Origin of the sequence: Micromonospora sp. NBC_00617 (assembly GCF_045161355.1) — a bacterium.
Classification (GTDB): Bacteria; Actinomycetota; Actinomycetes; order Mycobacteriales; family Micromonosporaceae; genus Micromonospora.
The window spans coordinates 4,179,421-4,203,043 of sequence record NZ_CP107751.1 but is presented as its reverse complement, the minus strand read 5'-3'; the positions used below and the strand labels follow the sequence as shown (position 1 = coordinate 4,203,043).

The 23,623-nt window shown below is 71.3% G+C and carries 22 protein-coding genes; 13 read left to right on the top strand and 9 right to left on the bottom strand.

What is annotated here, in order from left to right:
- The first annotated feature begins 77 nt into the window (after positions 1-77).
- From OG505_RS19230 to OG505_RS19205, 6 genes are all read left to right on the top strand, one after another.
- Positions 78-782 (top strand): UdgX family uracil-DNA binding protein, encoded by a 705-nt coding sequence (locus tag OG505_RS19230; RefSeq protein ID WP_405426257.1) that lies wholly within the window; start codon positions 78-80, stop codon positions 780-782.
- 175 nt (positions 783-957) lie between these two features.
- Positions 958-2,349, top strand: coding sequence for an MFS transporter (locus OG505_RS19225; RefSeq protein ID WP_405426255.1), 1,392 nt, complete (start codon positions 958-960; stop codon positions 2,347-2,349).
- A 4-nt stretch (positions 2,350-2,353) separates the two neighbouring features.
- Entirely contained in the window at positions 2,354-2,554 is a 201-nt protein-coding gene (locus OG505_RS19220) for a DUF3046 domain-containing protein (RefSeq protein ID WP_007456799.1), read from the top strand.
- 184 nt (positions 2,555-2,738) lie between these two features.
- The gene (recA, locus tag OG505_RS19215; RefSeq protein ID WP_405426253.1) at positions 2,739-3,785 is read left to right on the top strand and encodes a recombinase RecA; all 1,047 of its coding nucleotides are present in this window, start codon (positions 2,739-2,741) and stop codon (positions 3,783-3,785) included.
- Between the two features lie 14 nt (positions 3,786-3,799).
- Complete coding sequence (locus tag OG505_RS19210; protein WP_405426252.1) at positions 3,800-4,492, top strand: regulatory protein RecX; 693 nt, start codon at positions 3,800-3,802, stop codon at positions 4,490-4,492.
- Positions 4,493-4,523: 31 nt separating this feature from the next.
- Positions 4,524-5,294 (top strand): 3-keto-5-aminohexanoate cleavage protein, encoded by a 771-nt coding sequence (locus OG505_RS19205; protein WP_405426250.1) that lies wholly within the window; start codon positions 4,524-4,526, stop codon positions 5,292-5,294.
- Between the two features lie 294 nt (positions 5,295-5,588).
- Here OG505_RS19205 and OG505_RS19200 read toward each other — a convergent pair whose 3' ends face one another.
- Positions 5,589-6,185: a hypothetical protein gene (locus OG505_RS19200; RefSeq protein WP_405426248.1), complete on the bottom strand. Its 597-nt coding sequence runs from the start codon at positions 6,183-6,185 to the stop codon at positions 5,589-5,591.
- A gap of 828 nt (positions 6,186-7,013) precedes the next feature.
- Here OG505_RS19200 and rny point away from each other — a divergent pair.
- The gene (rny, locus tag OG505_RS19195) at positions 7,014-8,780 is read left to right on the top strand and encodes a ribonuclease Y (protein WP_234590771.1); all 1,767 of its coding nucleotides are present in this window, start codon (positions 7,014-7,016) and stop codon (positions 8,778-8,780) included.
- A 64-nt stretch (positions 8,781-8,844) separates the two neighbouring features.
- Here rny and OG505_RS19190 read toward each other — a convergent pair whose 3' ends face one another.
- The 4 genes from OG505_RS19190 to OG505_RS19175 form a co-directional block, all read right to left on the bottom strand.
- On the bottom strand, positions 8,845-9,717 hold the full coding sequence (locus OG505_RS19190; protein ID WP_405426246.1) for an amino acid ABC transporter permease: 873 nt from the start codon (positions 9,715-9,717) through the stop codon (positions 8,845-8,847).
- A 31-nt stretch (positions 9,718-9,748) separates the two neighbouring features.
- Positions 9,749-10,405: an amino acid ABC transporter permease gene (locus OG505_RS19185; RefSeq protein WP_405426244.1), complete on the bottom strand. Its 657-nt coding sequence runs from the start codon at positions 10,403-10,405 to the stop codon at positions 9,749-9,751.
- Positions 10,406-10,486: 81 nt separating this feature from the next.
- On the bottom strand, positions 10,487-11,422 hold the full coding sequence (locus OG505_RS19180) for a glutamate ABC transporter substrate-binding protein (RefSeq protein ID WP_405426242.1): 936 nt from the start codon (positions 11,420-11,422) through the stop codon (positions 10,487-10,489).
- 58 nt (positions 11,423-11,480) lie between these two features.
- Entirely contained in the window at positions 11,481-12,236 is a 756-nt protein-coding gene (locus OG505_RS19175) for an amino acid ABC transporter ATP-binding protein (protein WP_405426240.1), read from the bottom strand.
- Between the two features lie 195 nt (positions 12,237-12,431).
- Here OG505_RS19175 and selD point away from each other — a divergent pair, with 195 nt between their 5' ends.
- Positions 12,432-13,421, top strand: coding sequence for a selenide, water dikinase SelD (gene selD, locus OG505_RS19170; protein WP_405426238.1), 990 nt, complete (start codon positions 12,432-12,434; stop codon positions 13,419-13,421).
- Between the two features lie 238 nt (positions 13,422-13,659).
- On the top strand, positions 13,660-14,139 hold the full coding sequence (locus OG505_RS19165; RefSeq protein ID WP_234590785.1) for a hypothetical protein: 480 nt from the start codon (positions 13,660-13,662) through the stop codon (positions 14,137-14,139).
- Positions 14,140-14,231: 92 nt separating this feature from the next.
- On the opposite strand, the gene OG505_RS19160 is transcribed toward OG505_RS19165, so the two are convergent.
- Positions 14,232-14,489, bottom strand: a complete 258-nt coding sequence (locus tag OG505_RS19160; protein WP_405426236.1) for a DUF2277 family protein — start codon at positions 14,487-14,489, stop codon at positions 14,232-14,234.
- A gap of 56 nt (positions 14,490-14,545) precedes the next feature.
- On the opposite strand from OG505_RS19160, the gene miaB reads away from it, so the two are divergent.
- Positions 14,546-16,045: a tRNA (N6-isopentenyl adenosine(37)-C2)-methylthiotransferase MiaB gene (gene miaB / locus OG505_RS19155; RefSeq protein WP_405426234.1), complete on the top strand. Its 1,500-nt coding sequence runs from the start codon at positions 14,546-14,548 to the stop codon at positions 16,043-16,045.
- A 46-nt stretch (positions 16,046-16,091) separates the two neighbouring features.
- On the opposite strand, the gene OG505_RS19150 is transcribed toward miaB, so the two are convergent.
- The 3 genes from OG505_RS19150 to OG505_RS19140 form a co-directional block, all read right to left on the bottom strand.
- On the bottom strand, positions 16,092-17,465 hold the full coding sequence (locus OG505_RS19150) for a cellulose binding domain-containing protein (RefSeq protein WP_405426232.1): 1,374 nt from the start codon (positions 17,463-17,465) through the stop codon (positions 16,092-16,094).
- Between the two features lie 236 nt (positions 17,466-17,701).
- Positions 17,702-19,297 carry a cellulase family glycosylhydrolase gene (locus tag OG505_RS19145; RefSeq protein ID WP_405426230.1) on the bottom strand — a complete coding sequence of 532 codons (1,596 nt, stop codon included), beginning with the start codon at positions 19,295-19,297 and terminating at the stop codon, positions 17,702-17,704.
- A 341-nt stretch (positions 19,298-19,638) separates the two neighbouring features.
- Positions 19,639-20,847: a DUF349 domain-containing protein gene (locus tag OG505_RS19140; protein WP_405426228.1), complete on the bottom strand. Its 1,209-nt coding sequence runs from the start codon at positions 20,845-20,847 to the stop codon at positions 19,639-19,641.
- A gap of 201 nt (positions 20,848-21,048) precedes the next feature.
- Here OG505_RS19140 and OG505_RS19135 point away from each other — a divergent pair, with 201 nt between their 5' ends.
- The 3 genes from OG505_RS19135 to dapF are packed head-to-tail and all read left to right on the top strand — an operon-like array spanning position 21,049 to position 23,553.
- Positions 21,049-21,765, top strand: coding sequence for a class III extradiol dioxygenase subunit B-like domain-containing protein (locus tag OG505_RS19135; RefSeq protein WP_405426227.1), 717 nt, complete (start codon positions 21,049-21,051; stop codon positions 21,763-21,765).
- Positions 21,750-22,694, top strand: a complete 945-nt coding sequence (gene miaA, locus OG505_RS19130; RefSeq protein ID WP_405434591.1) for a tRNA (adenosine(37)-N6)-dimethylallyltransferase MiaA — start codon at positions 21,750-21,752, stop codon at positions 22,692-22,694. Before OG505_RS19135 ends, miaA begins: the two co-directional genes overlap by 16 nt.
- A gap of 7 nt (positions 22,695-22,701) precedes the next feature.
- The gene (dapF, locus tag OG505_RS19125) at positions 22,702-23,553 is read left to right on the top strand and encodes a diaminopimelate epimerase (protein WP_405426225.1); all 852 of its coding nucleotides are present in this window, start codon (positions 22,702-22,704) and stop codon (positions 23,551-23,553) included.
- Positions 23,554-23,623 lie beyond the last annotated feature (70 nt).

Sequence of the window (23,623 nt, the reverse complement as noted above, 5' to 3'; positions counted from 1 at the left end):
GCTACTGACGCGGTCATGCCGCGCCCACCCCCGGGGGTACCCGGCAGGCGATACCGAACGGGTATATAACAGTCGGCATGGCCGAGCAGACCGACAGCGCTCCCGGCGCCCAGCGGTTCATCCCGCCCGACGCCGACACCATCGACGAACTCCGCACGGCATCGGGCGGCTGTCGGGGCTGCGAGCTGTACCGCGACGCCACCCAGACCGTCTTCGGCCGGGGGGACGAGAGCGCCCGCGTGGTGCTCGTCGGCGAGCAGCCCGGCGACATGGAGGACCAGAAGGGCCTACCCTTCGTGGGCCCCGCGGGGCGGCTGCTGCGCCGCGCCGTCGACGACGCCAAGCTGGACCCGACGCAGCTCTACCTCACGAACGCCGTCAAGCACTTTCGTTTTGCGGCGCGCGGCAAGCGGCGCATCCACCAGACCCCGGACCAGGTGCACATCACCGCGTGTCGGCCCTGGCTGGTCGCCGAGTTCGCCCGGCTCGACCCGGAGATCGTCGTAGTGCTCGGCGCCACCGCCGCCAAGGCGCTGCTCGGCCCGTCCTTCCGGGTGACGAGACAGCGCGGCGAACTGCTGCCCTGGCCCGCGTCCGCCCAGCACCCGCAGGACTTCACCCAGGTGCCGGTGGACAGCGCCGGAAAGCGGGCCGACGCCCCGCCGACCCGGCTGCTGGCCACGATCCACCCATCTGCCGTGCTGCGCGCCGACGACCAGGACAAGGCGTACGAGGGCCTGGTCGCCGACCTTACCGTCGCCGCCCGCGCCCTCGCGGGATAGCGCCGCGGGTCCTCATGGGCCGGTGTCGGAACAGACCTCGACGTCGTACGCCGTTTCCGACGGGTGCGCGTCCGTCTCGTCCGCGCGCCGCCCACCTGCGGATCTTGCGGGCGGGGGGCGGCGGGCGGCGGGACCGGTGCGCGAGGATGGGGTCACCCCGTCCTGAGGAGCGCCGATGGCCACCGACCTGACCGGGCCGCGTAGCGGCGTCCGGCTCGACGTCGCGCCGATCCAGCGGCGCACCATGCGGCTGCTCTTCACCACCCAGATCATCGGCGGCATCGGTGTGACCATCGGCATCTCCGTCGGCGCGCTGCTCGCCGCCCGCATCGCCGGCACCGCGGTGGCGGGCGTCGCGCAGAGCGCCGGTGTGGTCGGCGCTGCTCTGCTCGCCGTCCCGGTCACCCGGATCATGGCGCGGCACGGCCGTCGTCCCGGCCTGGTGCTGGCGTACGCGGTGGGCGCCGTCGGCGGCGTCCTGGTGGTGGTGGCCGCGGGCACCCGCTCGGTGCCGCTGCTCTTTCTCGGCATGCTGCTGTTCGGCGGTGGCACCGCCGCGAACCTGCAGGCCCGCTACACGGCGGTGGACCTCGCCGAGCCGACCCGTCGGGGGCGTCAGCTCTCGCTGATCGTCTGGGCCACCACCATCGGGGCGGTGGCCGCGCCGAACTTCGCCGCCCTGGCCGACCGGGCCACCACCGGCTGGGGGCTGCCGCCGCTGGCCGGCCCGTTCGCGTTCAGCGCGACGGCATTCGTGCTGGCTTCCGTCGTACTCCTCGGGTTGCTCCGCCCCGACCCGTTGCTCACCGCACGGCGGCTCGCGGCGGCCGACGCGCCACCGACCGCCGCCGGGCCGCCCAGCGACGCCGCGCCGGCGGGCGGTGAGGCGGTCGAGGCGCCGGCGGGCGGTGGGGTCGGGCCGGCCACCACGCCGGTCGCTGCGCGCGCGCCCCGCACCGCCGGAATGCGGCTGGCCTGGTCGGTGGTACGCGGACAGCCAGCCGCCCGCCTCGGCATCACCGCCGTGGCGATCGGTCACCTGGTGATGGTGGCGGTGATGGCGATGACCCCGGTCCGGCTCGGTGAGTCGCACGCCGACGCCGACGTGCTGCGGGTGGTCGGGATCGTGTTGAGCCTGCACATCGCCGGCATGTACGCGTTGGCCCCGGTCGTCGGCTGGCTCACCGACCGGCTCGGCCGGCGGGCGGTGATCCTCGGCGGGGTCGGGCTGCTGCTGGCCGCCTGCGCGGTCGCCGGCACCGCCGGGCACCACACGCCCCGGCTCTCGGTCGGTCTGGTCCTGCTCGGGCTGGGCTGGTCGGGGACGATGGTGGCCGGCTCGACGCTGCTCTCCGAGTCGGTGTCGGCCGGTGTGCGCCCCAGCGTCCAGGGGTTCTCCGACCTGATCATGGGATTGGCGGGGGCCAGCGCCGCGGTGCTCAGCGGGTTTGTCATGCAACTCGCCGGTTATCCGGTGCTCACCCTGCTCGCGGCGGTCGCGACCGTGCCCCTGGTGGCGCTAGCGTTGCGCCCGGTGCCGACGGGGGCACCGGGCGAGGAGGGTTGATCACGTGCGGCTGACCGACTTCTGGGCGCGGCTGGAGGAGGCGTTCGGGCCGGGCTACGCGGCCAGCATCGCCCGCGACCAGGTGCTGTCCCAGCTCCATGGGCGGACCATCGAGCAGGCGCTGTCGTCGGGAGAGCAGACGCACGTGGTGTGGCGGGCGGTCTGCGCCGCGTACCCCGACCGCGTACCCGCTCGACTACGCTGAGCAGCCTTTTCGCCGGTTCCGCGTGTCGCTTGTCGAGTCGTACACCTGTTCGGCTATTGTCCACAGCGGGGTGCTCGTCCACAGCTCACGGCCGGTCGGCTGGTTTTCTGTCGGACCCAGCGCCTAGCGTGTCCGCGTGACGCGAAGCTCAGCAAAGACGCCGGCGAAGGCAGGGGTGGCAACCATGGCAGCAGGGCCTGACCGGGAGAAGGCACTCGACCTTGCTCTCGCTCAGATCGACAAGCAATTCGGCAAGGGCTCGGTGATGCGACTGGGTGACCGGCCGGTCATCCAGACGGCGGTGATCCCGACCGGCTCCATCGCGCTCGACGTGGCGCTGGGCATCGGCGGCCTGCCGCGTGGCCGGGTGGTCGAGATCTACGGCCCGGAGTCCAGCGGTAAGACCACGGTGGCTCTGCACGCGGTGGCCAACGCCCAGCGGGCCGGTGGCATCGCCGCCTTCATCGACGCCGAGCACGCGCTCGACCCGGAGTACGCGAAGGCCCTCGGTGTCGACACCGACGCGATGCTGGTCTCCCAGCCGGACACGGGCGAGCAGGCGCTGGAGATCGCCGACATGCTGATCCGCTCCGGCGCCCTGGACATCATCGTGATCGACTCGGTGGCGGCCCTGGTGCCGCGTGCCGAGATCGAGGGCGAGATGGGCGACAGCCACGTGGGCCTCCAGGCCCGGCTGATGAGCCAGGCGCTCCGGAAGATCACCGGTGTGCTCAGCAACACCGGCACCACGGCGATCTTCATCAACCAGCTGCGCGAAAAGATCGGCGTGATGTTCGGCAGTCCGGAGACCACCACCGGTGGTCGGGCGCTGAAGTTCTACGCCTCGGTCCGGCTCGACGTGCGACGCATCGAGAGCCTCAAGGACGGCACCGACGTGGTCGGTAACCGCACCCGGGTCAAGGTCGTGAAGAACAAGGTGGCCGCTCCGTTCAAGCAGGCCGAGTTCGACATCATGTACGGCAAGGGCATCTCGCGTGAGGGCTCGCTGATCGACGTCGGCGTGGAGCAGGCGATCATCCGCAAGTCCGGCGCGTGGTACACGTACGACGGCGACCAGCTCGGTCAGGGCAAGGAGAAGGCCCGGGAGTTCCTGAAGGAGAACCCGGACGTGGCCGCCGAGATCGAGAAGAAGATCCTGGAGAAGCTCGGCGTCGGGGTCGGCGCGAGCGACGCCGCCGGTGGCCCCGAGTTGCCGCCGGTCGACTTCTGACGGGTAGCTGACTCATGGCAGGACGACGCGCCCGTACGGGGCGGGGCTGGGATGCCAGTCCGCCTCGTACGGGCGACGCCGCCGATCCGCCGCGTCCCCGTCGGGGCCGCCGTGCTGCTGAGGCGTCGGCGGACGAGCCGACGACCACGCCTCGCGACGAGTCGGAGGTGGCTCGCGAGATCTGCCTCCGCCAGCTGGCCGTCCGTCCGCGTACCCGGGCCGAGCTGGCCGGGGCGCTGGCCAAGCGGGGCATCTCCGAGGAGGTGTCGGCCGAGGTGCTCGACCGGTACGACGAGGTCGGCATCATCGACGACGCCGCGTTCGCCCGCGCCTGGGTGTCGAGCCGGCACACCGGTCGTGGCCTGGCCCGCCGGGCGCTCGCCAACGAGCTGCGCCGCAAGGGTGTCGACGGCGAGGTGGCCACCGAGGCGCTCGGCGAGCTGGACGAGGAGACCGAGGCGTCAACCGCTCGCGCTCTGGTGGAGCGCAAACTGCGTACCGCCCGGGGTGAGCCCGACGCGGTCTTCCGCCGGCTGGTGGGCATGCTGGCCCGCAAGGGCTACCCGCCCGGCGTGGCCATCCGCGCGGTGAAGGACGCACTCGCCGCGCAGAGCGCCGAGGCGGCCGAGTTCGCCGAGCAGATCGACGCCGACGCGCTCGCCGACGCCGAAGGCGATCTGGAGCGCGACAGTCGTCCGCTCGACTGAGTGACGCGACGGATGCGGCAGGGATGACCCGATGGTGAAAGCGTGTCTGAACGGCCAGCGCAGTCGTGCCGACCATCCGGCAGTGCCGGTGACCCCTGCGGAGTTGGCTGCCGACGCGGCCCGCTGTGCCGCGCTGGGTGTCGCGGCCGTGCACGTCCATCCCAGGGACGCGGCCGGCGTCGAGTCACTGCGCCCGGCGGTGATCGCCGACGCGCTTACCGCGATCCGTGCGGCCCGGCCGGGCCTGCCGGTGGGAGTGAGCACCGGAGCCTGGATCGAACCGGATCCGGCGGCCCGGGTGGCAGCCGTCCGATCCTGGCCGGTGCTGCCCGACTTCGCCTCGGTCAACGCCCACGAGCCCGGCGCCGAGGCGGTCGCCACCGCGTTGCACGAGCGTGGCGTGCTCGTCGAGGTGGGTCTCTGGACCGTGGAGGCCGTGGAGACGTACCAGTCCTGGCGGGTGCCGGTCGGGCGGATCCTCGTCGAGTGCATGGCGCAGGAGCCGGTGGTCGCGCTGGCCGATGCTGCGCGGATCCTCGCCGCGCTGCCAACGCCCCCGCGGACGCCCGGCGTGCCACAGGGGTCGGGGTTGCCGGGCGGGTCGCCGCCGGAGACCGCGGGGACTCCTCCTGTGCTGTTGCACGCCGAGGGTCCGGCCACCTGGGCGGTGCTCGTCGAGGCGGTCCGCCGTGGGCTGCACACCCGGATCGGGCTGGAGGACACACTCCTGTTGCCCGACGGCACAACGGCACCGGGCAACGCGGCGTTGGTCACCGCCGCGCTGGCAGCCGGCGCCAGCTGAGCCGCCGCGGATGATCGTGCTCGATCCAGGATGTAGGGGCATCGTCGCGCCGGTGAGGCCACTACTTCAGGATCGAGCACGATCTTGAGGCGGTTCCCGGCGTCGGGCCGACGGTGAGGCCGCCCGGCGTGGCCATCCGCGCGGTGGAGGACGGCTCGCCGGGCAGAGCGTCGAGGCGGCCGAGTGCGCCGAGCAAGATCGACGCCGACGCGCTCGCCAACACCGAGGGCGATCTGGAGCCCGGAAGCCGCCCGATCGAGTGAGCGGTGCGCCCGCCGAGCGTTGGACGTCGGGTCAGCGGGGGAAACGCACGCTTTCCACGATCAGGTCGCAGCCCGCCCGCATCTGCGCCGCCGGCAGTACGCCGTGCCGACACATGATCATGAACTCGTCGGCGGCGTCGGGAACGACGCCGAAGACCATCACGTCATTGACGCCAGGCATCTCATCCATGTTCGCCATCGGCTCAGGAGGGAGCTTGTAGGAGTCGAGCCGGACGGCCTTCGCGCCGTCGAGCGTGAATCGTTGGACCGCCGGATCCGAAGGCACGATGACGGGGTCGTCGACGAGGAACAGATCCATCGGTGAGCCCTCCACCGGGTTCGGCGCTGTGATCATCAGCATGACCACGTCGCCCTCGCCCCCGCCCTTCGGCGAGACCTGGGCACAGTCCGGGTCTTCCCGCGGCGGGCAGGGGCGCGTCGTCCAGCCTGCCGGCGCGGTGAAGCTCATACGCCCGTCTGCGGTGGTGGTCCGCTCACCAGGCTTGAGCGCTGGCGTGTCATCCGACCGGCTTGCGGAGTCGATGGTCGGTCGCCAGTTCGCGAAGACCACCACGGCACCGAACGACAGCGCCAACACGCCCATGAACAGGAGCAGCCTTCGCATCATGCCTGGACGGTAGGGGACCTTCAGATGATCGACAATCCGCCAGCGGTACGGTCTGTGCTCGCGTCGGTACCACCCTGCACGCACCGAGGCGGATGATCGTGCTCGATCCAGGATGTAGGGGCATCACCGCGCCGCTGAGAGCGCTACATCCAGGATCGAGCACGATCTTGACGGCTGCGCGCGGGTTGAGCACGGTCTTGGGCCACTGCGCGGGGGTCGAGCGCGATCTTGGGGCACTGCGCGGCGGGTCGCGTCGGGATCGGGTAGGTCGAGCGAGGTTCGCGACTCTGCAGGGTCACCAGTATCACCACGTCGGCGCCGGCCGGGGGGTGCCGCTACCGCTGAACAGGCACGACATTCGAATCGAGGGCGTCGGCTCGCCGCGTTTGTCCTTCCGTGTCCGACACGACATCAGCATTGGGTGACGCTACAACTTCGCTCCGTTCGGGGGGTTTGATCATGAGTCCTTGACCAGACCGCCCTTGGCGACCTAGCCTCGCCATACAGGCTCACATTGCCCGACCAGCGCAGGCTAAGCGCACAACATAGATCTCGTAACAGAACAGCATCACTTTGGCCGACTCCGCGGCCTTTGGCGGCAGTCCGGACTGGCCGGTCCGGCACTCCGCGACAACTGCACCCGGTCGCCGACGATGCCCCGAGGGCACCGCCGGCGGAGAGAGCTACCCACGGCCAGCCGCTCCGGTCGGGCGTCCACAGCCGCAGGAGTGTGCCTCGGGCACAGTCCCTGCGGTCTTGACGTTCAGGGGAGGCGGCCATGGCGGGGCGGCGGCACAGGTTCACCGGTAGACCCAGCGGGGTCCCGGCATGAACGCCCTCGACGTCGTGCTTCTCGCGGCCGTCCTGATCCTCGCGGTGGTCGTGGTCGGGGCGGTGCTGGTCGGCATCCGGACGCTACGTCGGATGGGCGCGGCGCCGGCCCCGGAGGATCCCGCCTTCATCGCGGAGAAGGACCGTCAGGAACAGTCCCTGGCCGCCCTGCGCAACGCCGCCGACCAGGCGAACAGCACGATCGACGTGGCCAAGTCCGCGGCCTCCGCGGCTCGGGCCGAGGCAGCGGCGGCGAAAGCCGAGGCGAAGGCGGCCCGGGCCGAGGCCCGGCGGGTGCTCGACGACGCCCGCGCCGAGGCGGACACCGTGCTGGAACGGGCGCACAAGCAGGCCGAGGCGGACGCCGAGCAGCTGCGCACGGCAGCCCGTCGCAGCGGCGAGCGGGAGGTCGCGGTGCTCGCCGCCACGACCCGGGAGCAGGCCGCGGAGGTGGAGCGGCGGGCGGCCCGGATGGACGAGCGGGAGCGGCTGCACACCGAGGAGGTGGAACGGTTCGCCGAGCGGGAGCGGCAGCTCACCGCGGCGAGCGCCGCCCTCGCGGCTCGGGAGTCCGCGCTCGCCCAGCGCGAGACCGAGCTGGCCGAGGCCGAGGAGCTGCGCCGCCGGGAATTGGAACGGGTGGCCGGTCTCACCGCCGAGTCGGCCCGGCTGGAACTGATTGACGCGATCGAGACGCAGGCCAAGCGCGAGGCGGCGCTGCTGGTGCGCGACATCGAGTCCGACGCGCGCAGCACCGCCGAGCAGCGGGCCCGACACATCGTGGTGGACGCGATCCAGCGGGTGGCCAGCGAGCAGACCGCCGAGAGCGTGGTCAGCGTCCTGCATCTGCCGGGCGACGAGATGAAGGGCCGCATCATCGGCCGGGAGGGGCGCAACATCCGCGCCTTCGAGTCGGTGACCGGGGTCAACCTGATCATCGATGACACCCCGGAGGCGGTGCTGCTCTCCTGCTTCGACCCGGTCCGCCGGGAGGTCGGCCGGCTCACGCTGGAGAAGCTGGTGCTCGACGGGCGGATCCACCCGCACCGGATCGAGGAGGTCTACGACCTGGCCCGGCAGGAGGTGGAGCAGCTCTGCCTGCGCGCCGCCGAGGACGCCCTGGTCGAGGTCGGCATCACCGAGATCCACCCGGAGCTGGTGACCCTGCTGGGCCGGCTGCGCTACCGCACCTCGTACGGGCAGAACGTGCTCAAGCACCTGGTCGAGACCGCCCACATCGCCGGCATCATGGCCGCCGAGCTGCGACTGGACGTGCCCACCATCAAACGGTCGGCGTTCCTGCACGACATCGGCAAGGCGCTCACCCACGAGGTCGAGGGCAGCCACGCCATCATCGGCGCCGACCTGGCCCGCAAGTACGGCGAGCACGAGGACGTGGTGCACGCCATCGAGGCGCACCACAACGAGGTGCCGCCACAGACCATCGAGGCCGTCCTCACCCAGGCGTCCGACGCCTGCTCCGGCGGTCGGCCGGGCGCGCGGCGGGAGAGCCTTGAGGCGTACGTCAAGCGGCTGGAGCGGATCGAGGAGATCGCGGCCGGGAAGCTCGGCGTGGACAAGGTCTTCGCCATGCAGGCCGGCCGGGAGATCCGGGTGATGGTCAAGCCGGACGACGTGGACGACATCGGGGCGGCCGTGCTGGCCCGCGACGTGGCCAAGCAGATCGAGGAGGAGCTGACCTACCCGGGTCAGATCCGGGTCACAGTGGTCCGCGAGTCCCGGGTCACCGAGATCGCCCGCTGATCCTGGAACAGACGACGGGCGGGTGGCTGTGGCCACCCGCCCGTCACTCGTTCCGCTGGTCCCGTCAGATCATCCGGCCGACGGCATCGCCGACGTCCTGGGAGGGCAGCACCTTGGCGGCGGTTCGCGGGGTGCGGCCCATCCGCTTCTGCAACCACCAGGCCAGGATCGACAGGGCGCCGCAGATGGCGATGTAGATCGCCGCCACGACGAGATACGCCGGCACGTACGGCAGCCCGAACGGCAACCGGCCGCCGATCTGCTTACCCACGAACAGCAACTCGGGGTACGTGATGATGAAGCCCAGCGCGGTGTCCTTGAGCAGCACGACGAGCTGGCTGACGATCGCCGGGAGCATCGACCGGACCGCCTGCGGCAGCAGGATCAGTCGCAGCACCTGGTTCTTGCGCATGCCGATCGCGTACGCGCCTTCGGTCTGCCCGTACGGCACGGCGTTGATCCCGGCCCGGAAGATCTCCGCGAGCACCGAACCGTTGTACAGCACCAGCCCGATGACCAGCGCCCACAGCTTGTCGATCGACCAGCCGTATTGCAGTGGGACGTAGTAGCCGAAGAAGATCAGGATCAGCAGCGGGATCGCTCGGAACAGCTCCACCATGAAGGTCGATGGGGCACGCAGGATCCACTTGTCGCTCAGTCGGCCGCTGGCGAAGACCGCGCCGAAGAGCAGCGCCAGGACAGCGGCGAGGCCAGCCGCCTTCAGCGTCGCCCACAGGCCGCCGAATAGTTCGCGTTGCACCGAGGCGTACTGGAACTGCTCCCACTTGCGAGCCTCGAACTGGCCGGTGTCGGCGAACTGGTAGCCGATGTAGGCGAGCAGGGCGATGATGCCGGCGGTGGAGGCGACGCCCAGGATCGCGTTGCGCCGCTTGGCACGGGGCCCGGGCAGGTCGTAGAGGATCGACGCCTGGCTCAACTCAGCCACCTTCCGTTCGCCGCTACGGGGCTCACCGGGCCACCCGCCACTTGCGTTCGAGGAACCGCTGCAAGGCCACCAGCGGCAGGATCAGGATCAGGAAGCCGATGGTGATCCAGAGCAGGACGGCGAACTGCGGCTCGCCCCGCTCGGCCATGTACGCCGGGATCGCGCCGGCTTCCAGCACCGAGAAACCGGCGGCGATGGTGGTGTTCTTCAGCATCGCGATGAACACGCTCATCATCGGCGGAACCATCGCCCGCAGCGCCTGCGGCAGCACGATGAGCGTGAGCACCTGACCGAAGGTCATGCCCAGCGCGCGGGCCGCCTCGGCCTGGCCCGCGGCGACCGTGTTGACGCCGGAGCGGATCACCTCACAGACGAACGCCGAGGTGTAGACGATCAGCGCGATGGCGGCGCTGGGGAAGTAGTCGATGTTGACGTCGAGCTTCGGCACCGCGAACACGAGGAACGCGAAGACGAGCGTCAGAGGGGTGTTGCGCACCAGGTTGACGTACGTGGCACCGAACGCCCGCAGGGCCGGCACGGGTGACACCCGCATCGCGCCGAGCAGCGTGCCGAGGACGAGGCTGCCGACCGCGGCGATCAGGAAAAGTTTGACGGTGTTGGTGAACCCGTCGACGAACAGTTGCCCGTTGTCCGTCAGTACGCGGAAGAACTCGCCCATGCCTCGCTCTCAGTCCCTCTCCACGGGCGCCGGACGGGGACGAGCCCCGCCCGGCGCCGCAACTCGTGTCGAGCCGGACGGTCAGTACCGCTCGACCTTCGGCGGAGTGCCCGCCGAGCCGGACAGGCCGAGCGTGCCGTCGTAGATCTTCTGCCAGGTGCCGTTGGTGAAGGCGGCCTCGATCTGGTCGTTGACGTAGTCGCGCAGCGCCTTGTCGTCCTTCGGCAGGCCGATGCCGTACTTCTCGGTGCTGAACGGCTGGCCAGCCACCTTCAGCTCGTCCGGGTTCTGCGCCGCATAGCCCTTGAGGATGGCGTCGTCGGTGGTGACGGCGTCGACCTTCTTGTCGAGCAGCTGCGAGACGCACTCCGAGTAGGTCTTGAACTCGACGATGTTGTTCGCCTCGGTCAGACCCTCGTCGCGAATCCTCTGGATCGGGGTCGAGCCGGTGGCCGAGCAGACCTTCTTGCCCTTGAGGGTGTCCTTGCCGGTGATCGACGTCTCGTCCTTGCGGACCAGCAGGTCCTGGCCAGCGACGAAGTACGGGCCGGCGAAGGAGATGTCGTTCTTGCGCTTGTCGGTGATCGAGTAGGTGCCGACGTAGTAGTCGACCTCACCACCCTTGATCGCGGTCTCCCGGTTGGCCGACGCGATCTCCTTGTACTCGATCTTCGCCGGGTCGATGCCGAGCGTGCTGGCCACGTACTGGGCGATCTCGATGTCGAAGCCGCACCGCTTGCCCTGGGCGTCCTTGTAGCCGAGGTTTGGCTGGTCGAACTTGACGCCGATGGAGACCTTGCCCGCGGCCTTGATCTTCTCGAAGGTCGGGCTGCCGGCGACGGCCGCGTCCGTCTTCGGGGTGAAGGTCGCGCCGGAGCTCTTGCAGGTGTCGGACTGGGCGCCACCGGAGGCGTTTCCACCGGCGCTCGGCGTCGGCTCACCCTCCTTGCCGCAGGCCGCGGCGGACAGGGCGAGGGAGGCCATCATGGCGACCGCCGCCACGCGCTTCATACGCATACTCTTCTCCTTCTTCGACGGAGCCCACCGTTGTACGGCAACGCTCCACTACGGACGCCTAGTGCGTGAGGATCTTGGAGAGGAAGTCCTTGGCCCGCTCGCTGCGCGGGTTGGCGAAGAACTCCGCCGGGGAGGCGTCCTCGACGAGCTTGCCGTCGGCCATGAAGATGACCCGGTTGGCGGCGTGCCGGGCGAAGCCCATCTCGTGGGTGACCACGACCATCGTCATGCCCTCGCTGGCCAGCGAGGTCATCACGTCGAGCACCTCGCCGACCATCTCCGGGTCCAGGGCGCTGGTCGGCTCGTCGAACAGCATCGCCTTGGGCTGCATGGCCAGGGCGCGGGCGATCGCTGCCCGCTGCTGCTGACCGCCGGAGAGCTGGGCGGGGAACTTGTCCGCCTGGTTGGCGATGCCGACCCGGTCGAGCAGGGCCAGGCCGCGCTCGCGGGCGGCGGCCGGCTTCTCCTTGCGGACCTTGATCGGGCCGAGGGTGACGTTCTCCAGGATGGTCTTGTGCGCGAAGAGGTTGAAGGACTGGAAGACCATGCCCACCTCGCTGCGCAGCTTCGCGAGGGGCTTGCCCTCGGCGGGCAGCGGCTGGCCGTCGAAGGTGATGGTGCCGGAGCTGATCGGTTCCAGTCGGTTGATGGCGCGGCACAGCGTCGACTTGCCGGAGCCCGACGGGCCGATCACCACGACCACCTCGCCCCGACCCACCGACAGCGAGACGTCGTCCAGCACGTGCAGCGGCCCGAACCACTTGTTGACCGCGTCCAGCACGATGAGCGGTTCGCCCGTTGTCACGTCGTCCACCGTCCCTGTCGTCTCCCCGGATCGGGGTCGGTTGACCCCCGGTGCGGTCACTTTAGGCGGCGTGATGTGGCGGAACGCAACCTGGCGGGTCACGGAGCGGTAACACCGGTCACGTTCGTCGCGACGGGTCCGATTCCGGTCACCGTGCGGGCCGCATTGCTGGCGTCGGCACGGGCTTGTCGGGATCATGGGGGGATGACGGAACCGGTACGGCTGACCCGTTACGCGCGCGGCGGTGGCTGCGCCTGCAAGATCCCGCCGGGCGAGCTGGAGGTGATGGTGGCCGGTCTCGGCCCGGCCACCGGCACCGCGGAGCTGCTGGTCGGCCTGGACCACGGCGACGACGCCGCGGTGGTCCGCCTGGACGAGCGGACGGGCCTGGTCAGCACCGCGGACTTCTTCACTCCGGTCGTCGACGACGCGTACGACTGGGGGCGCATCGCCGCGGCCAACGCGTTGTCCGACGTGTACGCGATGGGTGGCACCCCGCTGGTGGCGCTCAACCTGCTCTGCTGGCCGCGCGACGTGCTGCCGCTGGAGTTGGCGCGCGAGGTGCTGCGCGGCGGTCAGGACGTGGCCCGGGAGGCGGGTTGTCACCTGGCCGGTGGGCACAGCGTGGACGACGACGGCCCGAAGTACGGTCTCGCGGTCACCGGCACCGTCCGCCCGGAGGAACTGATCACTCTGGACGCCGGCCGCGCCGGGGTGCCGCTGTCGCTGACCAAGCCGCTCGGGGTGGGCGTGCTCAACACCCGGCACAAGGCCACCGGTGAGAGCTTCCCGGAGGCGGTCGCCTCGATGAGCGCGCTCAACCGGGACGCCGCGCGCGCGGCGGTCGCCGCCGGCATCCGGTGCGGCACCGACGTGACCGGTTTCGGCCTGCTCGGGCACGCCTCGAAGCTGGCCCGTGCCAGTCGGCTCACGGTGGCCATCGACGCCGCCCGGGTGCCGTACCTGGCCGGTGCCCGGGAGGCGCTGCGCGACGGGTATGTCAGTGGCGGCAGCCGTCGCAACCTGGAGTGGGTCACCCCCTGGACGGATTTCGGCGCGGCGGACGAGGGTGAGCGGTTGCTGTTGGCCGACGCGCAGACGTCCGGCGGCCTGCTGGTCGCCGGTGAGCTGCCGGGCGCGCCGGTGGTGGGCGAGTTGCTGCCCCGCGGGGAGCACCTGGTCGTCCTGCGCTGACCGGCGCCGCGGGGTGGCCCGGGGCGGCGTCGGGACACGCGGTCCCGGTGGTTCGGCTGGCGCACGATAGCCGATAAACTGTCACCTTCCCGCTACTCCGAGCAATGCCGCTCAGGGAAATTTTGCCCGGAATGGTCACAGACCGGTAACTTGCCCCCGGCTGGGGTCATATGCCCCCCACCATCGTCAGTAAGGCCCGATCCGGAGGCCGGTGGGACGAACGCAGCGAGGAGGCGGAATGACCGAGCTGTGGAACTGGAGAATCGATCGGGTACGACCCGTGGAGGTCTACCCGGCGCTGGCCGAGGCGCTCGGTCGGGTGGTGATGCCGCTGGCAGTGGCGGATCCGGCCCGACTGCCGGCGTACGCGGTGGTGTGTGACGTCTGGCAGGCGCCGGGCGAGTTCTCGACGGTGGTCGACTGCTACGGGGTGCCCGACCGGCTCTCCGAGCACGCCAGCATCGCCGCGCTGGCCCGGCTGCTGGGCCGCAACTGCCTGCTGCGCGATGACACGCTCGACGCCGGCCGGCACCTGCTCGTCGCACCGGACGGGACGGTCCGCCCGGTGCACTTCGACGTCCGGGACACCGACGACGGCGAGGTGCTCAGCCGGCACCGGCTGTGCACGCTGGGTGATCCGGGTTGCCGAGGCTGGTCGCAGTGTCACCGCTCGCGCTGGGCACCCGACACCGTCGCGCCGGTGCTCGCCGCGGCCTGACGCGGCACCCAGCCGAGCCGGTGCCGAGCCGAGCCGGGCCGGGCCGGGCAGATGCCGAGCCGGGCCGGGCCGGTGTCGGTGTGCCGAAGAGGTCAGCCGCGCCCGGTGGCGACGGTGGCCGGCTGCTCGGCGGCGCCCGACCCGCCACCCCGCACGACCAGCTGGTCGAGCAGGGTGCGGGTGGCCTCCGTCACGGCGGCCACCGCGGCCTCGAACGCGGCGGCGTTGTGCGCGGCGGGCGCCCGGAAGCCCGAAATCTTCCGGACGTACTGCAACGCCGCCGCCTCGATGTCCGCGTCGGTCACCTGCGGGGTGAACGGCTCCCGCAACGTCTTGATGCTTCGGCACATGTCGGGTCCTCCTCGGTTCGGGGTGATCCGGTCGACCCGGATACGCTGTCCTGGTCATGACTACCGCAGCGGCGGGCAGCCCGCGCACCTACCAGGTGCGCACCTATGGCTGCCAGATGAACGTGCACGACTCCGAGCGCATCTCCGGCCTGCTCGAACAGGCCGGCTACGTGCGCGCGCCCCAGGCCGACGACACCCCGGACATCGTCGTCTTCAACACCTGCGCGGTGCGGGAGAACGCCGACAACCGTCTCTACGGCAACCTCGGTCATCTGCGCCCCGTGAAGGACAAGCACCCGGGGATGCAGATCGCCGTCGGTGGCTGCCTGGCGCAGAAGGACCGCGGCGAGATCGTCCGCAGGGCGCCCTGGGTGGACGTCGTCTTCGGCACGCACAACATCGGTGCCCTGCCGGTGCTGCTGGAACGGGCCCGGCACAACGCCGCCGCCGAGGTGGAGATCCTGGAGTCGCTGGACGTCTTCCCGTCCACGCTGCCAACCCGCCGCGAGTCCACGTACGCCGGCTGGGTCTCGATCTCGGTGGGCTGCAACAACGCCTGCACGTTCTGCATCGTGCCCGCTCTGCGCGGCAAGGAGAAGGACCGCCGTCCCGGCGACATCCTCTCCGAGGTGCGCGCCCTGGTCGACGAGGGCGTGCTGGAGGTGACCCTGCTCGGGCAGAACGTCAACTCCTACGGCGTCGAGTTCGGTGACCGGTACGCGTTCGGCAAGCTGCTGCGCGCGACCGGTGAGATCGACGGCCTGGAGCGGGTCCGGTTCACCAGCCCGCACCCGAAGGACTTCACCGACGACGTGATCGCCGCGATGGCCGAGACGCCGAACGTCTGCCACTCGCTGCACATGCCGTTGCAGTCCGGCTCCGACGACGTGCTGAAGGCGATGCGCAGGTCGTACCGCTCCGAGCGTTACCTGGGGATCATCGAGAAGGTCCGCTCGGCGATGCCGGACGCGGCGATCACCACCGACATCATCGTCGGCTTCCCCGGCGAGACGGAGGCCGACTTCCAGCGCACCCTGGACGTGGTGCGCGAGGCCCGGTTCTCCTCGGCCTTCACCTTCCAGTACTCGAAGCGCCCCGGCACTCCCGCCGCGACAATGGACGGCCAGTTGCCCAAGCAGGTCGTGCAGGAGCGGTACGAGCGGCTGGTCGCGGCCGTCGAGGAGATCTCCTGGGCGGAGAACAAGCGTCTGGTGGGGAAGCCGGTCGAGGTGCTGGTCGCGGTCGGCGAGGGCCGCAAGGATGAGCGGACCGGGCGGCTCTCCGGTCGGGCCCGCGATGGCCGGCTCGTCCACTTCGACGCCGGCAGTTTCGCCGGGTCGATCCGGCCCGGCGACATCGTGCACACCACCGTCACGTACGCCGCGCCGCATCACCTCAACGCCGACGGGGCGCCGCTGTCGCACCGGCGGACGCGAGCCGGCGACGCCGCCGAGGCGGGGCGCTCCCCGCGTACCCCCGGGGTGTTGTTGGGTCTGCCCACGATCGGCGCCCCGGCGGTCGCACCCGCGCCCACCGGCGGCTGCGCCGCGCACTGACCCCGGCCGGGGCCCGCCGCCACGGCGGACCCCGACCGGCCCACGGTCAGACCGTGATGCGGCCGGCGCCGGCGCCGGCCGTCACGATGGACTTGACGTTGCTCGCCGTGTCCAGTTGGTACGAGTACGGGATGCTGGCGACGCTGCCGCCGGTCTGCCCGGCCGGCGAGTTGACGAAGTGGTTGTTGCGGGCCACCAGGCGGCCCGGCCCGGAGTCAGCCTCACCGAGGTGGTACGTGTCGGGGACGTTCTCGAAGTAGTTGCCCTCGACGAGCACGCCGGCGTTCTCGGTGGAGGCCACGCCGTAGCCGGTGTTGGCCCGGTAGTAGTTGTTGTAGACGTGCACCGGGTTGCCGAAGCGCACCCGCGGGTTGCGCTGCTTGCTGCCGTCGAACCAGTTGTGGTGGTAGGTCACCCGCAGGTGGCCGGTGTCCTGGGCGCCGTTGTCGTCGCTGTGGCCGAGCAGCATGGTCTTGTCGTGGTTGAAGACCCGGTTCCACGACACGGTGACGAAGTCCGACCCGCGCTTGATGTCGACCGCGCCGTCGTACCCGTTGCTGAAGGTGTTGTGGTCGATCCAGATGTTGGTGGCCGACTCCTGCACGTTGATCGCGTCGTCGTTCCAGTCCCGGAAGGTCAGGTTCCGGATGATGACGTTGCGGTCACCGCTGACGTTGAGTCCACAGCCGACGATGGTCGCGCCGGAGTTGCCGAGGATGGTCTTGTTCGACCGGACCCGCAGCATTCCCGAGCAGGAGATGGTGCCGGAGACGCGGATGACGGCGGAGCCCGTGGCGTTCAGGGCGCTGGTCAGCGCCGAGGCGGTGGAGACGGTGGTGGCCGGGGCGCCGCCACCGCCGGTGGTGCCGCCGTTCTGGGTGGCCCAGCCGACCAGGCCCGTCTGCGGCGGGACGCTCGGTGGGGGATCGCTGGGGATCGGCGGGGTGGTCGGCGGCGTGCTCGGTGTGCCCGGGGTGCCCGGTGTGGTCGGCGTGGTGGTGCCGCCGGTGCAGGCGACGTTGTTCAGGGTGAAACTGGTCGGGTCCGGGTTGCTGGAGTTCCAGCTCGCGTTGAAGCCGAACGAGGTGCTGCCGTTGGTGACCAGGTTGCCGTTGTAGTCGACGTTGGTGGCGGAGACCTGACTGCCGCTCTGTGTGACGGTGGCGCCCCACGCCTGGCTGACCTGCTGGCCGGCCCCGTACGACCAGCGCAGCGTCCACCCGGAGACCGGGTCGCCGAGGTTGGTGACCGTGACGTTGCCGGTGAACCCGCCCGGCCACTGGCTGGCGACCGAGTAGGCGACCCGGCAGCCGGCGGCCGCCTGGGCCGAGACGGCGGTCAGGAGCCCGCCGGTGACCAGGGCTGCGCTGGCGGCGGCGGTGGTGGCGAGCAGCGTCATCCGACGCTGTGTTGTGCGCATGCTGCTTCCTCTCGATGAGGCGGACGGACCGTCGCGACGCCCATGCCCGTGGGCGGCGAGGTAGGCCGGGACCCACAGGTCTCGGGCCCGCCGGTGCAGTTCGGTGAAAGCGGCTCCCGCGCTTGCGCCCGCCACTGCGGAGGCAAGCGCTTTCCCGATAAGAACATAGAAGCCCTTGGATGTAAATGCCCGGGGTGGCCGACGCCCACGACGTGGGCGCCGGCCACCCTCGCGACTCAGCAGCTGGCGCCGTTGAGCTTCACGGTCGCCGGGGCGCTGGCCGTGCCGTTGGCGGTGAAGCCCACGGTGACCGAGGCCCCCGCCGCCAGGGACAGCGCGTGACTGGGCGCGGCAGCGGTGACCGTCGTGCCCGACTGGGTGACGGTGGCGTTCCAGCCACTGCCCAGCGTCACGCCGGACGGCCAACTCCAGGTGACGGACCACGGATTGACCGCGGCCGTACCGGTGTTCTTGACGGTCAATTCACCCTGGAAGCCGCCCTGCCAGGCGTTGACCTGCCGGTAGGTGGCCGTGCAGGCGCCCGGGGGCGCGCTCGTCGGCCCGCCGGTGGGTCCGCCGGTGGGTCCGCCGGTGGGTCCGCCACCGGACGGCGCGATCAGGTACGGCTGGAGGATCGCCTGCTTGGTGGTGTTGATGTTCGTCCAGTCGTCCAGCGCGATGCCGCCGGTGTCACCCGAGTTGGGGTTCCACGACCAGTAGGTGAAGGACATCCCGGTCACCCCGGTGCCGGTGTACGCCATCAACTTCTCCAGCCACACCCGGTCCTTCGGGTCGGCGAGCGTGCTGCCGAACTCACCCATCATGATCGGGGCGATGTTCTGCTTGTAGAGGTAACCGAAGTACTTGTCCCAGATGGCCGGCATGTTCGCCGGGTAGTCGGGGGCGTCGAACCAGGTCTGCCGGTAGACCGACGTGGCGTACTCGTGCGGCGAGTAGACCAGCCGGTTGGCCACGTTCAGCCGTACCGGGAACTGGCCGGCCTTCGACAGGTTGCCGCCCCACCAGCCGCAGTCCTCGTCGTTGCTCGGGTCGTTGTCCCACACGTTGGAGAGGCCACCGCTGGGGCAGCTCACCCCCTCTACGAAGATCAACCAGTTGGGCTGGACACCGAGGATGGCGTTGCCGGCCCGCTCGGCGGCGAGCCGCCAGTCCCGCGCGGTGTCACCGCAGCCCCAGCACGCGCCGGTGGCCGCCGGGTTGGTGCCCTCGGCGTGCGGCTCGTTGTGCAGGTCCGCGCCGATCACGGTGGGATTGCCCGCGTACCGCTGGGCGAGCATCTTCCAGTCGTTGATCCAGGTCGCCTCGGAGACCGTCGACGTGTACCACAGCGGCGACTGCCCGGCCGACGTCGGCCGGTGCCGGTCCAGGATGATCCGCATCCCCTTGCTGCCGGCGTAGCCGATCACCTTGTCCAGGATCTGCAACGGCGAGAGCCCGATCAGGTCCGGGTTGACGAAATCGTTGATCCCGGTGGCGGTCGCGCCCGGCTTCAACGCGTCGTTCGAGTACGGCACCCGCAACGTGTTGTAGCCCAGCCGGGCCATCGTGTCGAGCTGCCCCCGCCACGGATTGCTCGACCAGAGCCCGTGGAAGGTCTTGTTGTCGGTCTCCATGCCGAACCAGTTGATGCCGGTCAACCGGACCGTGGCGCCGGTGCTGTCCACGATCTGACTGCCGTTCGTGTGCAGATAACCGGTGCCGGTGCCCGCGGCGGAGGCCGGGGTGGTGCTGACGGCGGCGGCGATGAACACGCCGGCCGCGACGGTGGCGAGCGCGGTCAGCGCACCGCCGAGAGCTTTGGGACGGAACATTCGTGCTCCACTTCACAGGCCCGGCGTCGGCCATGGGCCGCGCGGGCGAGCTGCCGTCGGCACGTCACGGCCCCTTCGGGGGTACGCGGACAGTGCGCGACGGTCCATGTCACGCGGACGGGGACACTCGCGAACGCTCACCGGCCGATCCTCGACAGCGGAGCCCCGCCGTCGTCGCCCTCGTCCCGGTGGCCCTACCTGGCTCCGTCGCCCATTCTCATCAGCCCGCCTCAATGCGTCAACTGCGCGCCCCGCGGCCCCGCCCGTGTCGGCGTGTCATCGCGGACACGCGAGAGCCCCCGGCCCCGTGCGGGGACCGGGGGCTCTCGGACAGCGTCAGGTCAGCCGGCCTGCTCGGCGAGCTGGAGGAACTGCCGCTTGGAGGCGAGGGCCTGCTCGGCCTCGGAGATCCGGCGGGCGTCCCCGGCGCTCTGCGCCCGGGCCAGCCGCTCCTCGGCCTCCGCCACCTGAGCCCTCATCTGGGCGAGCAGCGGGTTGTCCTCCTTGGTGGTGCGGCGCCACGCCGAGTCCATCACGTCGCGGACCTTGTCGTCGATGACACGCAGCCGGCGCTCCAGCCCGGCGGCCGCCTCGCGGGGCACCCGGCCGGCCTCGTGCCACTGGGCCTGGATCTCCCGCAGCTTGGCCTGGGCGCCCTTCGGGTCAGCGTCGATGTCCAGGGCCTCGGCCTCGGCCAGTAGGGCCTGCTTACGCTCCAGGTTGCCGCGCTGCTCGTTGTCCCGAGCGGAGAAGACCTCGCTGCGCCGGCTGAAGAAGGCGTCCTGCGCGGCCCGGAACCGTTCCCAGAGCTTCTGCTCGGCCTCCTTGGAGGCACGCGGGGCGGCCTTCCACTGCGTCATCAGCTCCTTGAGCTGGTTGGCCGTGGCCGCCCACTCGGTGGAGTCCTTGATCTTCTCGGCCTCGGCGACCAGCTCTTCCTTGACGGTCTGCGCCTGCTTGCGCGTCGCGTCCAGCGAGGCGAAGTGGGCGCCCCGACGCCGGGTGAAGCCGTCCCGTGCGGCGGCGAACCGCTTCCACAGCTCACCGTCGGCCTTCTTGTCGACCCCGCGAATGGTCTTCCACTCGTCGAGGATCTCCTTGAGCCGGTCACCGGCCGTCTTCCAGCCGGTGGACTCGGCGGCGAGCTTCTCGGCCTCCTCGACCAGCGCGGTCTTGCGGGCCAGGGCCTCCCCGCGGGCGGCGTCCCGGGCGGCGCGCGCCTCGGTGGCCTTCTCCTCGGCAAGGGTCGCCAGCTTGTCCAGCCGAGTGGCCAGGGCGTCGATGTCGCCGACCACGTGGGCCTCGGGCAGCGTGGCGCGGATCCGCCGAATCGTGCTCAACGAGTGCCCGGCGTCCGCCGCGCCCGAGTTGAGCCGTGCTTCGGTCAGGTCCACCTCGGTGACCAGGTCGGCGAAGCGGCGTGCGAAGTGTGCGAGACCCTCCTCCGGTGCTCCCGCCTGCCAGGATCCGACCACCCGCTCGCCCTCGGAGGTCTTGACGTAAACGGTGCCGTCCGCGTCCACCCGTCCGAAGGCAGTCCAGTCGCTCATGTGCCCATCCTCGTTCTCCCGGCGTCGAGGGAGCCATCCCCCGTCGCCGCCACGGCGCAGCCAAGTTACTTCCGGCATTGTCACAGGTCCGACCCGGTCCCCGTCGAGCGCCTATCGCCGACCGTGACCATACGGTGTCCTAGAGCCTGATTGACCGGATCGGCGCGGAGACGCACCGGGCGTTCCCGCTACGGTGAACGGGTGCCACTGGTCGCCGCCGCTGTCTGCCCGCATCCGCCCCTGCTCGTGCCCGAGGTTGCCGGTGCCGCCGCCAGCGAACTGGACGACCTGCGCGCGGCCTGTGACCTCGCCGTACGCCGACTGCTGGCAGCCGATCCGGATGCGGTGGTGCTGCTCGGCGTCGGCCCGTCGACCGGCCCGATCCGCCCCCCGGCCACCGGTTCCCTCCAGCCCTGGGGCGTCGACCTGGACGTGCCCCTGGCCCCCGGTCAGCCGGACCGCGGCGCGGTGCTGCCGTTGAGCCTGACGGTCGGCGCGTGGCTGCTGGCCCGGCACGCCGAGCGCCCCGCCGTGACCGCCGTGCCGGTGACCGCCGACGCCGGGCCGGTGGAGGTGGCCGCGCTCGCCGAGCAGGTCGCCGCGGCCGGTGACCGGGTGGCGCTGCTGGTGCTCGGCGACGGGTCGGCCTGCCGGGGGGAGAAGGCCCCCGGGTACGACGACCAGCGCTCCCTCCCGTACGACAAGCGGGTCGCCGCGGCCCTGGCCGAGGCGGACCTGGACGCCCTGCGCGACCTGGACGCGGGTCTGTCGGCGCAGTTGAAGGTCGCCGGCCGGGCGTCGTGGCAGGTGCTCGCCGAGGCGGCCCGGTCGAGCGGCGGCGGGTGGCGCGGCGAGTTGCTGCACGACTCGGCCCCCTACGGCGTGGCCTACTTCGTGGCGTCCTGGGAGCGGGCGTGACCGGCGGTGCGGCCGTCCCGGCCGGCACGGTCGTGGCGGTGGTCGGCCCGACGGCGGCGGGCAAGTCGGCGTTGAGCATCGCGCTCGCGCACGCGCTGGACGGGGAGGTGGTCAACGCCGACTCGATGCAGCTCTACCGGGGCATGGACATCGGCACCGCCAAGCTGACCCCGGCCGAGCGGGAGGGGGTGCCGCACCACCTGCTCGACATCTGGGAGGTCACCGAGCCGGCCAGCGTCGCGGAGTATCAGCGGCTGGCCCGCACGGCGGTGGACGACATCCTGTCCCGAGGCCGGGTGCCGCTGCTGGTGGGTGGCTCGGGGTTGTACGTGCGGGCGGTGCTGGAGCGCTTCGAGTTCCCCGGCACCGACGCGGCGCTGCGCGAGCGGCTGGAACGGGAGTTGGCCGAGGTCGGCCCCGCGCCGCTGTACGCGCGGCTGCGCGCCGCCGACCCGGTGGCCGCCGAGGGCATCCTGCCCGGCAACGGCCGGCGGATCGTGCGGGCCCTGGAGGTGATCGAGCTGACCGGTGCGCCGTTCGTCGCGTCGCTGCCGCAGCCGACCCCGTACTACCCGTCCGTGCAGCTCGGCGTCGACCTGGACACCGGGCTGCTGGACGAGCGGATCGCGCTGCGGGTGGACCGGATGTGGGCCGACGGCCTGGTGCCCGAGACCCGCGAGCTGGTGGGTCGGGGGCTGGCCGAGGGACGCACGGCCAGCCGGGCGCTCGGCTACCAGCAGGTGCTCCGCCTGCTCGACGGCGAGTTGACCGAGGCGCAGGCGCACGACGAGACCGTCCGGGCCACCCGGCGCTTCGTGCGCCGGCAGCGGTCCTGGTTCCGGCGCGACCCGCGGATCCAGTGGCTGGACTCGGCGACGCCGGACCTGATCGGGGCCGCGCTGCGTCTGGTGCCGGCCGCTGCGCGATGATGGGGGCGTGGAGTTCACCAAGGGCCACGGCACCGGCAACGACTTCGTCCTCCTGCCCGACCCGGACGGTCAGCTCGACCTGACCCCGGAGTTGGTCGCGGCGCTCTGCGACCGGCGGCGGGGCATCGGCGCGGACGGCGTGCTGCGGGTCGTCCGCGCGGCCAAGCATCCGGACGGCGCCGGGCTGGCCGGCGAGGCCGAGTGGTTCATGGACTACTGGAACGCCGACGGCTCGTTCGCCGAGATGTGCGGCAACGGCGCGCGGGTCTTCGTGCGCTACCTGCTGGACAACGAGCTGGCCACGCCGGCCGGCGCGGCGCTGCCGGTGGCCACCCGGGCCGGCGTCGTGCGCGCGCTGGTCGAGGGCGACGCCGTGTCCGTCGAGATGCGCCGCCCCCAGGTGTACGACGCCTCGACCGCCACCCTGGGCGGTCTGACCCTGCCCGGCACCGCCGTCGACATCGGCAACCCGCACCTGGTCTGTGTCCTGCCGTCGGGCGTGGAACTGGCCGCGCTGGATCTGACCGTCGCGCCCGGATTCGATCCGGAGGTCTTCCCGGCCGGGGTGAACGTGGAGTTCATCGTGGCGGGCGACCCGGTCGACGCCACCGACGCGCACTCCCTGATGCGGGTGTACGAGCGCGGCAGCGCCGAGACCCTGTCCTGCGGCACCGGCGCCTGCGCGGTGGGTGCGGTGGCCCTGCGCGATGCCGGTCGGGACACCGGCGTGGTCGCCGTCGACGTCCCCGGCGGCCGCCTGACGGTGACGGTCACCGAGAACTCGTGCTGGCTGTCCGGCCCCGCCGTCCTGGTGGCCACCGGCGAGGTCGACCTCTCGACCCTGCCCGCCGCCGTCTGACGTCGGGCTGATCCGCGCGCCCAAGTTGATCCGCGCGCCCGCTGGCCGCCGGTCGGTGTTGGTCCTTTGC